The following is a 14108-nucleotide window of genomic DNA, read 5'->3' as shown; positions in this document are numbered from 1 at the left end:
ATATTTAAAATAAAGAATGTATTGTAGCTAAGTTTTTCTTAAAAAACTTCAAATTTCTACATATACAACCCACCATTAACCTTTAAAACTTCTCCTGTAATATAATTTGCATAATCAGAAAGCAAAAATGCAACCGCTCCTGCTACTTCCTCTCCGCTTCCAAAACATCCCAAGGGAATATTAGCAATATAAGATTGTTGTATCTCTTCTTTAAGTTTATTTGTCATATCACTTTGAATAAATCCCGGAGTAACACAATTAAAGCGAATTTTTTTGCTACCACCTTCTTTGGCAAAAGATTTTGTCATAGCTATCATACCACCCTTACTTGCTGCATAATTACATTGCCCTATATTCCCAATCTCACCGATAATAGAAGCAATATTAACAACACTGCCATAGCCCTGCTTACGCATAATTTTAAGTGCCTCTTTACAACCAATAAAACAAGAGAGTAAATTAGCATCTAATACAGCATTAAATTCCTCTACTTTCATACGCATTGAAAGCTTATCATTAGTAATACCTGCATTATTAACTAAATAACCTAACTCCCCATCACTATTAGCAATAAGTGCTAAAGCCTCTATAAATTGTGCTTCATTAGTAGCATCAAAGCAAATAACAGCTGCTTTGCCACCTTGTTTTTCAATTGAATTTTTTAGACTATCTGCAACTTCGGGTTTAGAGCGATAATTAATCCATACTTTTAATCCCATTTGTGCAAGCAATCTTGCAATATCAGCCCCAATCCCTTTACTAGAACCCGTAATTAAAACATTTTTACCATAAAACTTCATAATAATCCTTAAAAATAAAGGTGTATTATACCTAAATTAAGGGGTTACTTCATAATAAATAAAGACTTTAGAAGTAGTTATATCCCTCTTTATATCAAGAATCTTCAATCCCTCAATTAGCAAATTTTCTAACTCACTTAGGGTTTTTACATTCTTATTTGCACATTCTTTTAACAAAATACCCCGATAATATTTCGCATAATGGCTGACCTTTTTTTGGTTTTTTATAAAAATAGGCTCATAGACTAAAAATTTAGGAGGTATTGGGAGGCATTGTTGATAAAATCCTGCCCTTAAATCTAAAATCTCTTTTTCTTTATCTAAAAATTGGAAATATTTTTCTTTATAACTAGCATAAAACTTTTTACTCTCAAATTCCAAAAATCCGATCCCTTGTTTTACATCATAATAAGGAATACAACAATTAGCCCTCAACAAACCAAAAAGATTAGAAAAGATTAAAACTTGCCTATCAATATATTCTTGAGAGTTTAAAGGCAAATTTTCATAATCAAGGGCTCTAAAAGCTACGCCATCATAACGCAAAATAGCCTTCAACAGCGGAGTTTTAAAGATATTTTGCAATAAAGCTATTTCATCTATATTAAGCTTCTTAACTCCTAAGAGTCTCTTTAATTCTTCATCGCTTGCACTTGTTAAAAAAGCATGATAAGAATCTAAAACTTCTTTTAAATTGGGGGTTAAAAAATCCTTATAAAACCCTTTTTTGCTTTGTATTTCTTGTGAATGGGAAGTTCTTTTCTTTTCACTAGGTGAGAATAAAATCCACATTTTGCACCCTTATGCTATAATTTTGGCAAATTCTATCATTAAAGGCTTAAGTTATGCAACATTTATTTAAACTCCGCCCCTACTTTTTAACCCTCTATTTATTGCTTATTGCTGTCTCTCTAGGAGCAGCTTTAGCAAGTGGAGCTTTTGCAACCTCTTCTATTTTTCGTGCTGCAGAAATTGTTAAAAATTTAGAAATCACAACATTTCAATCAGGAGTCCTAATGACTTCTATTTTCATAAAACTTAACGTTCTCTTGAATATTTTAGCCCTCTATATCCTCATTTATGAAATCTTTACTTTAAGTGTCTGTAGAAAAAAAGTTACCCCTTTATTGGGACTTATTAATGTTATTTTGATTTTTCTTTTTACCCTCTATTACACCCCCTTTATCGTAGAAGCACAAAGTTTAGGGGAAGAATCTTTTTATAGTGAAACTTTTGCCACTATGCATCATCAATCTGTTTTAGTCTTTAAAGTCCTTATGGCAAGTTTATTTATACTCTTTATTTATCGCCTTTTAAGAATTATTAATAGCGGTTGCAAAGATAAATAAACACACAATTTCTACAAACTTCCCTTTTGGAAGTAAGCTCAAAAGAAATGGCTTTTGCCTTAGATTTAATCTCTGCTAAATACTTGGATAAATATTCTTGCTTTTGCACTAATACTTCCTCATAAACAATTTGTGATTGGCAAATACTATAAAAAGCAGCTTCAATAGATTCTCCTAAACCAAACTCTTTGACCGCTAAAGCATAAATAGCAAGTTGAAAATCTTTAGATTTTTCATAATTTTTGAGGGTGTCGCATTGTATTTCTTTTTTATATTTATAATCTAAAATCAAAATTTCTTCACCCCTTTTATCAATCCTATCTATCTTCCCATAAAAAGGAATGCCACAAAATTTCATAGAAAACTCCCTCTCAAGGGCTAAAGGTATCCACCCTTCTTGCAATCTTTTTTCCTCTTTTTTGAAAAAGACTTCTAAATATTTTTTAGCTAATTGGCTTAAAAATTTTTCTTGTTGATTTAAAGAAATTTCTAAACTTTCATAAGTTTTTTGAATAACTTGCTGAAAATCCCTTTTTTCTAAAAACTCACTAAAGCCCTCCTGCAAAGCCTTATGAACTTTGCTTCCTATATTAAAAGTCTCTTTTCTCTCTTTGAATCCTTGTATGTAGCGATAATAATACTTCCTTTTACAAGTTAAGAAACACTCCAGACTAGTTGGACTAAATTCAAGCTCTAAAGGCTCTATAATCTCCACTTCTTGATAATTTAACGCCCTCCCACGCAAAAAATATTGCCCAAATGCTAAAACATTACCCTCTAAGACTTGTTTTTGCGAAAATACCCTCTCATCTAATAAAAACCTTGAGGGCTTATCCTCTTGGTTATCAAGAGTTAAAATCCATACCTCTTTAGATCTTTTAAAAAGCTGCGAATAATAATATTTTTGTAAATTCTCCCTATCTACCCTAGTAGGTAACCCAACTTTTTGCCGTATTGTAGTATTTAAAAAAATATCTTTATGGCTTAAAGCGGGAACATTTTCCTCTATAAATTCTGGAATTAAAACATAATTAAACCTTATTCCCCTTGTCTCTAAAATCCCCATTACACTAATTCTACCTCCCCCCACATCATCCAAACTTTCTTGCTCTAACATAAAAAGAAAAGCCACTATTTGATCTTTTGGGGATAAATGATGGAGATATTTTAGCCCACAATAAAATTTCTCTAAAACTTCGTAAAATCTTGTTTTAACTTTTTTATCTTCTTGGGTTTCTTCTTTAAATTCTGCCAAAAAAGTCTCTAAAGATTCTAAGTCTTTAAATTTTTCTAAAGATTCTAATAAAAGCTTAAACAGGGAAGTTTCTGTTATTTTTTTACCCATTGCAAAATTAAAATTCCTTGCTTTATCAAAAAGCTGAAGATATTTAATAAAATCCTCATTGGGTAAAATCACACAAATTTCCTCTGGTGTAATACCCTTAGCTAACCATTTATCAATTTGCATAAAACTAGCCCCAACTTGGGTAATTCTATCTGGGGTTTGTAAAATATGAATCGCCCCTGCTTTATCATCACTATTTTTTTTAAAAAAAACTTTTTCTATTTTTTGAGATTCTAATTTCACCATAACTTCACCAAAATCTAAAGAGAGATTAAAAAGATTTTCATAATACTTTTGATTAAAAACTTGAATATCAAGCTTAAAAAAAACAGGCTTATAAAAAGAAATCTCCTCAAAAACCAACATTTCAAATCGACTTAAAAACCCATCTAAAGCAATTTCAATTTGATGATAATTTTTTAAAAGATCAAAAGTAATTTTAAAATCCTCTAAAAAATATTTATCAAAAAATCCATTAGAATCTAACTTTTGCTTATAGGTTTTAAAAATAGCTTTTAATACTTTCAAGTGATCATCATAAAAGGCATAAATATCAAGTTTCTCTAGCTGTTCTAATACTATACACTCTGCACATAGCTCATCATAAAACTTCAAAAAAAAACTAGAATTTAAAAGAAATTGTGAAAAATTCTTTGCAAACTCTCCAAAACTCTTAGTTTGATTCTCTCTAATGGCTTCATAGAGATAAATAAGGCGTAAAAAATCTGGAATCTTAACTTTATTTTCAACCCTTAAAATAAATTCCAAAAACTCCCCAATACTCTGGGTGCTAGGCAAAAAACCTTGATGATTTTGATAGAAAAATTTAATAGCCCTTGAAGTAGAAAACAAATAAAGGGTTTGAAGACTCACTTATAAAATCCCTTTAATAATTTTTACAACATTTTCTACACTCAATCCAAAATACGCAAAAAGCTCCTCCCCTTTACCACTAGCCCCAAACCTATCTATGCCAATCATCTCATCGGCAAAAGCCCCCCATTCTAAACCTCGACTAGCTTCAAGCACAACCACTTTACCTTGCAATAAAAAATCTTGATAGCTTTTATCTTGCTCCAAAAACAAATCCAAACAAGGCACACTTACGACTTGAACTCCTATATTTTCTTCCTCTAATCTTAAAGCACATTCTAAGGCTAAGCTTACTTCACTACCACTTGCTAAAAGGGTAACTCTAAGAGGTTTTGTAGATTTTTGTTTTACATACGCACCCTTTTTAACCTCCTCTTTATGGACTTTTTCTAAAGTCCTAAGATTCTGTCGGCTTAGCACAAAAGCACAGGGACCCTCAATTTCAAAAGCACATTGCCAAGCTGCGATATTTTCATTAGCATCTGCAGGACGAAAAACCTTTAAATTTGGCATAGCCCTAAAATGGCTTAATTGCTCGATGGGTTGATGGGTTGCACCATCCTCTCCTACGCCTATGCTATCGTGTGTCCAAATATAAAATACTTTACTATTCATAAGAGCCGCTATCCGCACACTAGGGACTAAATAATCACTAAAAACAAAAAAGGTTGCACTAAAGGGTAAAAAAATCCCATAATTAGCTAAACCATTACAAATAGCCCCCATACAATGCTCCCTAATGCCAAAATGAAAATTACGTCCTTTAGGGAAATCACCCATACCCTTTAATTCTGTATTATTAGAAGGTGCTAAATCCGCACTCCCCCCAATAAACCCTTCTAATGACTTCGCAATAGCATTTAAAATCTCTCCATTGCTAGAACGCGTTGCAATACTTCCCCCTTCTTTAAATGTTGGGTAAATAATAGCGTTAAAATCTGGGTTTAATAGCCTCTGTAACAAATCTTTTTTAGGATGGTTAGCATAAATCTCCTGCCATTGTTTATTAGCTAATTCCCCTAATTCTTGAGTATTTCTAAAGCGAATAGCACAAGAAGGAGGGATAAAAAACTTCTCTTTAGGGTTAAATCCTAAGGCTTTTTTGGATTCTTCTATCTCTGCTTCACCTAAGGGTGCTCCGTGAGCTTTATGAGAGCCACAAAGATTAATGGAACCTTTGGCTATTTGTGTTTTAGCGATAATTAAAGAAGGCTTATCACTTAACTTTGCATTATTTAAGGCTAAATCAATGGCTAAAAAATTATGCCCATCAATTTCAAATACTTCCCAACCTTGAGCGGCAAAACGCATTTTAATATCCTCATTAAAAGCTATCTTGCAATCCCCTTCAATCGTAATATTATTACTATCATAAATAACAATCAAATTATTTAATTGATGCAATCCCGCTAAGGAGGCAGCCTCATACGAAATACCCTCTTGTAAATCCCCATCACCACATAAACAATAAACCTTATGAGAAATAAGCTTATCATCTAATAAAAAACTCGCTAATTTCCCCGCCATAGCAAAGCCCACTGCATTAGCAATACCCTGTCCTAGAGGACCTGTAGTAATGTCAATTCCTTGTGTATGTTTATATTCTGGATGACCGGGGGTTTTAGAGCCTATTTTTCTAAAACTCTTTAAATCCTCTAAACTTACATCAAACCCCCATAAGTGTAATAAACTATAAATTAAAGCACTTATATGCCCTCCACTAAAAACTACTCTATCACGATTAATCCATAAAGGATTCTTAGGGCTTAATCGCAGATGATAACCTAAAGTAACAGCAATATCTGCTAATCCCATAGGAGCACCCGGATGCCCACTATTGGCTTCTTGCACCATATCAGCACAAAGGAATCTTAAAGTATTTGCCATTAACTGATATTCATTAATCTCATTTTTATCTAACATTATCTCCCCTCATCTTGAACCTTTAGTAACAAGTTTTGAAATTTTGCTTTTAAAGTCTCATTTTCGCAAAAATCTTATATCTTTTAAAAACTTTGCAATAACCACCTTATTATTCATTAAAAAACAAGTTTTCTTATAATCTACTTTTATTAAGCACTAAATTTAATTCTCTACTTATGCCCTACTTTAAAGCTAATAAGTCCCTATTACAAAATTTGAAAAAATGGATTTTACAATAACAACACTTAATCTATAAAACCTAACTATCACTTAAAAATTTAAGAAAATTGCTGAATTATCTTCAAGAATTCTTTATAAACTTTGTTTAAATCATTGATTTCTTCTAATGTTTCTTGGCTTAATTGGGAATCTTTTTGTAATATTTCTAAACGTTTATAAATATAGCAAAAAAGCTGATAACTAATATCAGGTATTTTATTTAAATCATCACTATTCCCTTTAATCACTGCCTTAGCTGGAATCCCAACAGCCGTAGAGTTTGGAGCAACAGATCGGATAACGACAGAATTTGCACCAATTTTAGAATTAGCCCCAACAACAATATTCCCAAGCACTTTTGCACCTGCTCCAATAATCACAGAATCTTCAATAGTTGGGTGTCTCTTGACTTTCTCTAAACTCACACCACCCAAACTCACCCCTTGATAAATCGTTACTTCATTACCAATTTCAGCAGTCTCTCCAATCACTACCCCAATACCATGATCAATAAACACTCTATGCCCTATCTTACAAGCTGGATGAATATCAACATTAGTAAGCCATTGTGTAATTCCCATTATAACCCTTGCTAAGACTTTAAAACCTTTATTATAAAGACTATGCGCAAAACGATAATGGACTAAAGCTATTAATCCAGGATAATTAAAAAATAATTCTATTTTAGAATTAATAGCAGGATCTTTTTCTAATATTACTTTAAAGTCCTCTTTAATTGTCCCCCATAAAGTCGTAGCATAATTCATAATATAGCCCCCTCACCCTTAAAAACAGTCCGTAAATATCCATTCTCACTAAGCATTACATAAAGTTGCCCTAAAACTTCTTTTTTGGAATCATCAGGTATCTCTTCACTTTCTTCAAGCTTTTGCTTTAATCGTCTCTCAATTTCTTTGGTATCATAATCTAAATCATCTAATACATCTAAAATCGTTTGTGCTTCTAAGAGATTTTCAATGCTATATTCTCCTTTTTCATCAAAAACCACACTTAATTCTGTTGGGTGCGTAAAAAGATTATGTCGCATTCCAAGCACTTCTTGATAAGCCCCAACTAAGAAAAATCCTAAAAAATATTCCTCTTTATTCACATCAATATCGTGTAAGAACAAAGGAGTGTTTTTATTAAATGCAATCTCTCCATCACTATCACAGGTAATATCCCATAAACTTGCACTTCTTGTAGGTCGCTTATTAAGTTTATCAAGTGGAATAACAGGGAAGTTTTGTCCTAAGCCCCAATAATCTGGTAAGCTCTGAAAAAAACTACAATTTAACAAATACCTCTCTTGTACTTGTTCTTGAATCCTAATAATATCACGATGATTTTTATACTTTAAAATTTTAATCACCTTTTTAATAATTAAATGCACTAAAACCTCTGTATTACTCCTATCTTGCAAATCAATATAACCCAAATCAAAAAGTGTTAAAAGAGATTCCATATGCTCTAAACTATCGTGCAAATATTCAATGGCAGTTTTTTCTACAATACTATTGTATAAATCATAAAGCTCTTCAATTAAGGGAGGATTTTTCTCTTTTAAACGCAAAGCTTTTTCATCATATTCTTGTGAAAAAAGCTCTAAAACAGGACTAATAAGCACTGCGTGATTAGCACAAACATAGCGTCCAGATTCGATGAAAATATCCGGCTCGGGCTCTTTTTTGTTTTTAGCGATTTCTTTAAGTGTGAAAACAACATCACCGCTAAATTCTGCTAAAGTATAGTTGCGGTTTTGGTGATTTTCATATTGTGTATATTCTACAGCTAATCCTCCGCCAATATTCACATATCTTAGATTCTTAGCCCCCATTTTTCGCAATTCTGCATAAATATTCCCAGACTCCCTTAAAGCTTTCTTTAAAGGTGAAATATCGCTAATTTGGCTCCCAATATGGAAATGAATCATCATAAATTGTTCTAAAAGATGATTTTTTTTAAGCAAATCAATAGCTTCTACAAGTTCTGTTGCACTCAAACCAAATTTAGAATGGAATCCTCCGCTTTTCGCCCAAGCTCCAGCCCCTGTGCTATGAAGTCTTATTCTCAATCCAATCTTTGGGTAAGGCTTCCCCATAGTCTTTGCTACTTCAATAATGGTTTCAAGCTCATTTAATCCCTCAATGGTTAAGGTAATATCGTGTCCCATTTTTGCAGCAATAAAACCTAAAGAAATCATTTCTTTATCCTTAAATCCATTAACCGTAATAGGAGCATTAGCATTAGTATATGCCATAGCAATAATAAGCTCTGATTTACTTCCAGCTTCTAACCCATAGCAACGTTTTTGCGTTAATTCCATTAAGGGTAAAATAAAATTAGGATAATGATTAACTTTAATAGGGAATACAGCCTTAAACTCCCCTTTGTAATGATTTTCTTTAATAGAATCTTCAAAACTCTGAAAAATCTTTTCGATTTGTTTTTTTATCAAATGGGGAAAGCGGATAAGCAAAGGACCCCTATATCCATCCTCTCTAGCCTTCTTTACAATTTCAATAAGTGCAGGACTATTTTTATAATTCACTTTAACACGACCATCTTCAATAAAAAAATCATCATTTGCCCAATATTGAATACCATAATCAACCATAACTATACCTCAAATTCAAAATATGGAAATATTGTAACATAATTCCTAAAGGTTATTAATTTCATCTTTAAATATTGTTTAATTGTTGTTTAACTTTATTTTACTATCATCTAAAAACACATTTTTTTGAAACGCAAAAATGCCAAAATATTAATAAAAATTTCTCTCAAGGATACATAAATGAAAACTACTACTTACTTCATTTATTTTGATAGCTACTTTATCTAGCTTTTCTCTAGCACATCCACATAATCATTCCCATTCATCTGTGGAAATGTCCCATAATACACATAATATTGCAACAAATATTATAGCTTCTATGCATAAACCTATTGATGGAAAATGACCCTATAAAGAGCGGAAATGTCAATAAAGACTTTTTAGCTAATATGATACCTCATCATCAAGGTGCAGTTGTAGCCTCAGAGCAGATTTTAAAAATCACTAAAGATGTAGACATTATAAAAATTGCTAGGGATATTATTAAAGAACAAAATAGAGAAATAGCAAAAATGCAAAAACTTTTAAAAGGAATGGAATAAATTCCTATTCCTTATCTAAGCAGTAATATTAAACCCCTCTTGTGTATTAGAATTACGTTCATTATTTCCTACCCCATTTTGAGCATTTTGTGTATCCATTGAACGATTATTTGCATCGTCTCTAGCTTGTCGTGTATTTTCTGATTTCTGCGTATTTAAAGTATTACTATCTTGATTGGTTGAACTATAATCATTATAAGCACCATAAGAACCCACACTACTTACATTCATAATTACTTCCTTATTCTTAAAAATTTTAGAATCTATTTGTATCTCAAAACTCCTTAAAACAATATTATTTTATTAAAGACTATAAGGCATAAAGAATAGCAAGCTTCTAAGGATTAAATCATAAAATTTTAAGGCTTAATTTTTATTTTTTATCAAGCCTTTGCTATACTAAAAAAATTTTACAAATCTAAATACTATTTAAGGAATATTAATGCAAGAAACTATTGATTTAATCGCACAATATGGCTATATCCTCTTATTTTTATACTCCTTAGGGGGTGGTTTTGTTGCCTTAGTAGGTGCAAGCGTATTAAGTTATGCAGACAAGATGGATTTAACATTAACTTTAATCATAGCAAGTATAGCAAACTTTTTAGGAGATATTGCACTTTTTTATCTTGCACGTTATCAAAAACAAAGCATTATGCCCTATTTTGCAAAACACCGCAGAAAACTTGCTTTAGTGCATTTGTTAATGAAAAAATATGGCTCGTGGATTTTAATCATTAAAAAATATATTTATGGACTTAAAACCCTCGTTCCACTAGGAGTAGCTCTAACCAATTATCCTTTAGCGAAATTTATATTTTATAATGCCATAGGTTCCATAATTTGGAGTGTTAGTATCGGAGTTTGTGGATATTTCTTAGGAGAAATTCTCATTAAAACCTTTGATACTCTCTCTAATTATCCTTATATTGCACCTTTATTTATAATCCTCTTATTTGGGGGCTTATGGCTATGGCTTAGTAAAGTAAGTAAAAAATGGGGACAACAATGAATCTAAACGAATGTATGAAAAATCAAGTCCTTATTCTTGATGGAGCAATGGGGACAGAAATACAAAAAAAATCTATATCTACTTGGGGGGTAAATACCAAAGGAGAAAGCCTCAATGGATGCAGCGAAGCCTTAAACCTTTATGCTCCCTCTATTATTCAAGAAATCCATACAAGTTATTTGCAAGCAGGTGCAAATATCCTAAAGACAAACACTTTTGGAGTTATGCCTTGGGTTTTAGCAGAGTATGGACTAGAGGATAGGGCTAAAGAGATAGCAAAATTAGGAGTCCAACTAGCTAAAGAATGTATCTCTACCCATACAACATTACCTCATCAAAAAAATGCACTTTTTATAGCTGCTTCCTTGGGTCCTGGGACTAAACTCCCTAGCTTAGGGCATATTACTTATGATGAGATGTTTTTGGGTTATTGTGAATGTGTGCAAGGATTTAAAGAAGCAAAAGCTGATATTATTCTCCTAGAAACTGCACAAGATCCCCTTCAAATTAAAGCAGCTATCAATGCTTGTCAAAATATCGCAAAAGAGATTCCTATTATGGTTTCAGCCACTATTGAAACCAATGGTGCTATGTTAATAGGAACAGATATTGTAACACTCTTTTCTATTTTAGAACCCTTTGATATATTATCTTTAGGGATTAATTGCGGTTTGGGTCCTGATTTAGCTAAAAAACATTTATTAGCCCTTAGTCAGGTTTCTAAGTTTCCTATTTCTATCCACACCAATGCTGGTTTGCCCCAAAACAGAGGGGGAATTACTTATTATCCAATGGAGGCAGAGGAATTTAGTGAGATTCAAAAAGATTTTTTAAATATTAATGGAGTATCTTTACTAGGGGGATGTTGTGGAACTACTCCTAAACACATAAGACTTTTAGCGGAAAAGACTAGAGGCAAAACCCCTCTTCCACCTAAAGCCAATTACCAACCAAGCATTACCTCACTTTTTAATACCTACCCTCTTAAACAAACTCCATCTCCCCTGCTCATTGGAGAACGTTCCAATGCAACAGGCTCTAAGGCTTTTAGAGAAATTCTTTTAAAAGAGAGCTATGAGATGGCTTTAAGTGTAGGGACAGAGCAAGTAAGAAGTGGGGCTCATTGCCTTGATGTAAGCGTCGCTTTTGCTGGAAGAGATGAGAGTAAAGATATGCAAGAGCTTATTAGCCGATATTGCACCAAAATCCCTCTACCCCTAATGCCAGATTCCACACAGATTAAAGCTTTAGAAACCGCTTTAAAACTCATTGGTGGGAGATGTATTATTAATTCTGCTAACTTAGAAGATGGGATAGAAAAATTTGATACCATCGCACAATTAGCTAAGAAATTTGGCTCTGCATTAGTCTGCTTAACAATTGATGAAAAAGGAATGTGTAAAGATTCTAAAAGCAAGATTGAATGCGCTAAAAGGATGATGGATAGGGCTATTACTATCCACAACTTAAGGGAAGAAGATATTATTTTTGACCCCCTTACTTTCACCATAGGAAGTGGTGATGAGGAATATTTTGATGCGGGCATTCAAACACTCAATGCCATTTTAGAAATTAATAAGCTCTATCCTAAGGCAGGAACTATCCTTGGGCTTTCTAATATTTCTTTTGGTTTAAGTAAAGAGGGGAGAATCTGTTTAAACTCTGTTTTCTTACATCACGCATTAAAAAATGGTTTAAGTGCTGCTATCGTCAATGTTTCTCATCTCATAGCCTATAATCAATTAGAACAAAAAGATAAAGAAATATGTGAAAATTTAATTTTTAATACCCAAAAAACTTCCCAACCCCTTTATGACTTCATTAAACACTTTGAAAATAAGAATAATCTCAATGTAAGGGCAAAAAACAATGATTCCCACCTTAGCACACAAGAAAAAATAGCAAAATATCTTATTAGTGGGGATTTAAAAGCAATGCTAGAACTCTTACCCCAAGCTAAAGAAGAAATTAATCCAGAAATTATTGTCAATGAAATTCTTATTGATGCTATGAAAATTGTTGGGGAAAAGTTTGGTGCAGGAGAGATGCAACTTCCCTTTGTCTTGCAAAGTGCAGAAGTTATGAAAAAAAGCGTGGATTATCTCAATGAATTTTTACCTAAAAAAACAAGCTCTCACAAAACCACCATTGTTATAGGCACGGTTAAAGGTGATGTGCATGATGTAGGAAAGAATCTTGTAGATATTATTTTAAGTAATAATGGTTTTCATGTGATTAATATAGGTATTAAAGCAGAATTAGAAAAATTCTTAGAAGTGCTAAACACGCAAAAGGTAGATTGCATAGGAATGAGTGGGCTACTTGTAAAATCTACACTTGTTATGAAAGAAAACTTAGAGGAGCTTAAAAGACTAGGAATCAAAATCCCCATTATGCTAGGTGGAGCAGCTTTAAATCAAGCTTTTGTCGATGAATATTGTCGCCCTAATTATGAAGGTATTATTTTTTATTGTAAAGACGCCTTTGATAGTGTTGCGGCAATGCAAATTATCCAAAGCAGAAATTTTAGCGATTTAACTCTACCTAGCCAAAAAAATGCTAAAAAAGATTCCAAACTTCAAAAAAGACTCGCTAAAAAGCAAGAAAGTAAAGAAGTAGAAAGGGTTATAAAACCTCTAAAATGTGAATTAACTTTCCAATACCAAACATATTCTCCTCCCTTTTTTGGTGAAAAAAATCTCAAACTCAACCTTCAAGAAATTAATGAAGTCTTTGGATTTTTAAACAAAGATTTATTGTTTAAGCACCGATGGGGATACAACAAACTACCCAAAGAGGAATACCTACACCTTAAGCAAAAAGAATTAGAACCTATGTTACAATCCCTTAAAGAAGAGTTTTTAGAAAAAAAGATTTTTGAACCCATTGTACTTTATGGATATTTTTATACCCGCACCAAAGAGCCTTTACAAAAAGAAGATGGGCTTATTTTAGAATTAAGTCAAGAAAAAGATTTTTCTACTTTTCAATCCTTTCTTTTTCCCCGCTCTTGCAAAAAACCTTATTTATGCCTTGGGGATTATTTCAACCCTCAAGGAGATATTTGTGCCTTACATTTAGTCTCAAGTGGGCTAAATTTCGCTCCCTTTGAAGATCAGCTTTATAAAGATTCCAAATACCACAAATATTATCTCACCCACGCTTTAGGGATGGATTTAGCAGAGGCTTTAGCAGATTTTATTCACGCTAGGGTAAGGAGAGAATTAGGATTAGGCATAAAAGAGGGACAAAGATATTCTTTTGGCTATCCCGCTTGTCCCGATTTAGCTTTAAGTAAAGGGCTTTTTAATCTCTTAAAACCAGAAAAATTAGGCATAACACTTACCCAAACTTACCAAATGACTCCAGAGGCTACAACTTCAGCCCTAATAGTGCCTCACAAAGAGGCAAAATATTTTTCAATTTAA

Annotated in this window: 11 protein-coding genes; 4 read left to right on the top strand and 7 right to left on the bottom strand. The window is 32.6% G+C overall.

Annotated elements, in window-relative coordinates; translation table 11 throughout:
• Positions 1-56: 56 nt before the first annotated feature.
• Together fabG and LS72_RS03155 are read right to left on the bottom strand one after the other, a co-directional pair.
• Positions 57-800, bottom strand: a complete 744-nt coding sequence (gene fabG / locus LS72_RS03160; RefSeq protein WP_034554779.1) for a 3-oxoacyl-ACP reductase FabG — start codon at positions 798-800, stop codon at positions 57-59.
• Between the two features lie 36 nt (positions 801-836).
• On the bottom strand, positions 837-1592 hold the full coding sequence (locus tag LS72_RS03155; RefSeq protein WP_034554780.1) for a YaaA family protein: 756 nt from the start codon (positions 1590-1592) through the stop codon (positions 837-839).
• A 53-nt stretch (positions 1593-1645) separates the two neighbouring features.
• On the opposite strand from LS72_RS03155, the gene LS72_RS03150 reads away from it, so the two are divergent.
• Complete coding sequence (locus tag LS72_RS03150; protein ID WP_034554781.1) at positions 1646-2149, top strand: DUF4149 domain-containing protein; 504 nt, start codon at positions 1646-1648, stop codon at positions 2147-2149.
• Here the strand turns inward: LS72_RS03150 and LS72_RS03145 are convergent.
• The 4 genes from LS72_RS03145 to speA form a co-directional block, all read right to left on the bottom strand.
• Complete coding sequence (locus LS72_RS03145) at positions 2124-4367, bottom strand: PD-(D/E)XK nuclease family protein (RefSeq protein ID WP_034554782.1); 2244 nt, start codon at positions 4365-4367, stop codon at positions 2124-2126. The two genes, LS72_RS03150 and LS72_RS03145, sit on opposite strands and share 26 nt — an antisense overlap.
• Positions 4368-6293 (bottom strand): transketolase, encoded by a 1926-nt coding sequence (tkt, locus tag LS72_RS03140; RefSeq protein WP_414458058.1) that lies wholly within the window; start codon positions 6291-6293, stop codon positions 4368-4370.
• A gap of 275 nt (positions 6294-6568) precedes the next feature.
• Complete coding sequence (gene cysE / locus LS72_RS03135) at positions 6569-7276, bottom strand: serine O-acetyltransferase (RefSeq protein WP_034555252.1); 708 nt, start codon at positions 7274-7276, stop codon at positions 6569-6571.
• Positions 7273-9126 (bottom strand): arginine decarboxylase, encoded by a 1854-nt coding sequence (speA, locus tag LS72_RS03130; protein WP_138154999.1) that lies wholly within the window; start codon positions 9124-9126, stop codon positions 7273-7275. The genes cysE and speA overlap by 4 nt, the downstream gene beginning before the upstream one ends.
• Positions 9127-9461: 335 nt before the next feature.
• Between speA and LS72_RS03125 the strand changes: the two genes are divergently transcribed.
• Positions 9462-9668: a DUF305 domain-containing protein gene (locus LS72_RS03125; protein ID WP_052087409.1), complete on the top strand. Its 207-nt coding sequence runs from the start codon at positions 9462-9464 to the stop codon at positions 9666-9668.
• A 15-nt stretch (positions 9669-9683) separates the two neighbouring features.
• Here the strand turns inward: LS72_RS03125 and LS72_RS03120 are convergent, their stop codons facing one another.
• The gene (locus LS72_RS03120; RefSeq protein ID WP_034554882.1) at positions 9684-9899 is read right to left on the bottom strand and encodes a hypothetical protein; all 216 of its coding nucleotides are present in this window, start codon (positions 9897-9899) and stop codon (positions 9684-9686) included.
• A gap of 211 nt (positions 9900-10110) precedes the next feature.
• Between LS72_RS03120 and LS72_RS03115 the strand changes: the two genes are divergently transcribed.
• Entirely contained in the window at positions 10111-10680 is a 570-nt protein-coding gene (locus tag LS72_RS03115) for a DedA family protein (protein ID WP_034554881.1), read from the top strand.
• The gene (locus tag LS72_RS03110; RefSeq protein WP_034554880.1) at positions 10677-14108 is read left to right on the top strand and encodes a methionine synthase; all 3432 of its coding nucleotides are present in this window, start codon (positions 10677-10679) and stop codon (positions 14106-14108) included. The genes LS72_RS03115 and LS72_RS03110 overlap by 4 nt, the downstream gene beginning before the upstream one ends.

Origin of the sequence: Helicobacter apodemus (genome assembly GCF_000765745.2) — a bacterium.
Lineage (GTDB): Bacteria > Campylobacterota > Campylobacteria > Campylobacterales > Helicobacteraceae > Helicobacter_D > Helicobacter_D apodemus.
The sequence above is the reverse complement of the archived record's forward strand: the minus strand, read 5'-3'. Positions and strand labels throughout refer to the sequence as shown.

Excerpts from the sequence above, each read along its gene's own strand:
- fabG (WP_034554779.1), bottom strand. The coding sequence starts at position 800 with ATGAAGTTTTATGGTAAAAATGTTTTAATTACGGGTTCTAGTAAAGGG.
- LS72_RS03155 (WP_034554780.1), bottom strand. The coding sequence starts at position 1,592 with ATGTGGATTTTATTCTCACCTAGTGAAAAGAAAAGAACTTCCCATTCA.
- LS72_RS03150 (WP_034554781.1), top strand. The coding sequence starts at position 1,646 with ATGCAACATTTATTTAAACTCCGCCCCTACTTTTTAACCCTCTATTTA.
- cysE (WP_034555252.1), bottom strand. The coding sequence starts at position 7,276 with ATGAATTATGCTACGACTTTATGGGGGACAATTAAAGAGGACTTTAAA.
- speA (WP_138154999.1), bottom strand. The coding sequence starts at position 9,126 with ATGGTTGATTATGGTATTCAATATTGGGCAAATGATGATTTTTTTATT.
- LS72_RS03125 (WP_052087409.1), top strand. The coding sequence starts at position 9,462 with ATGGAAAATGACCCTATAAAGAGCGGAAATGTCAATAAAGACTTTTTA.
- LS72_RS03120 (WP_034554882.1), bottom strand. The coding sequence starts at position 9,899 with ATGAATGTAAGTAGTGTGGGTTCTTATGGTGCTTATAATGATTATAGT.
- LS72_RS03115 (WP_034554881.1), top strand. The coding sequence starts at position 10,111 with ATGCAAGAAACTATTGATTTAATCGCACAATATGGCTATATCCTCTTA.
- LS72_RS03110 (WP_034554880.1), top strand. The coding sequence starts at position 10,677 with ATGAATCTAAACGAATGTATGAAAAATCAAGTCCTTATTCTTGATGGA.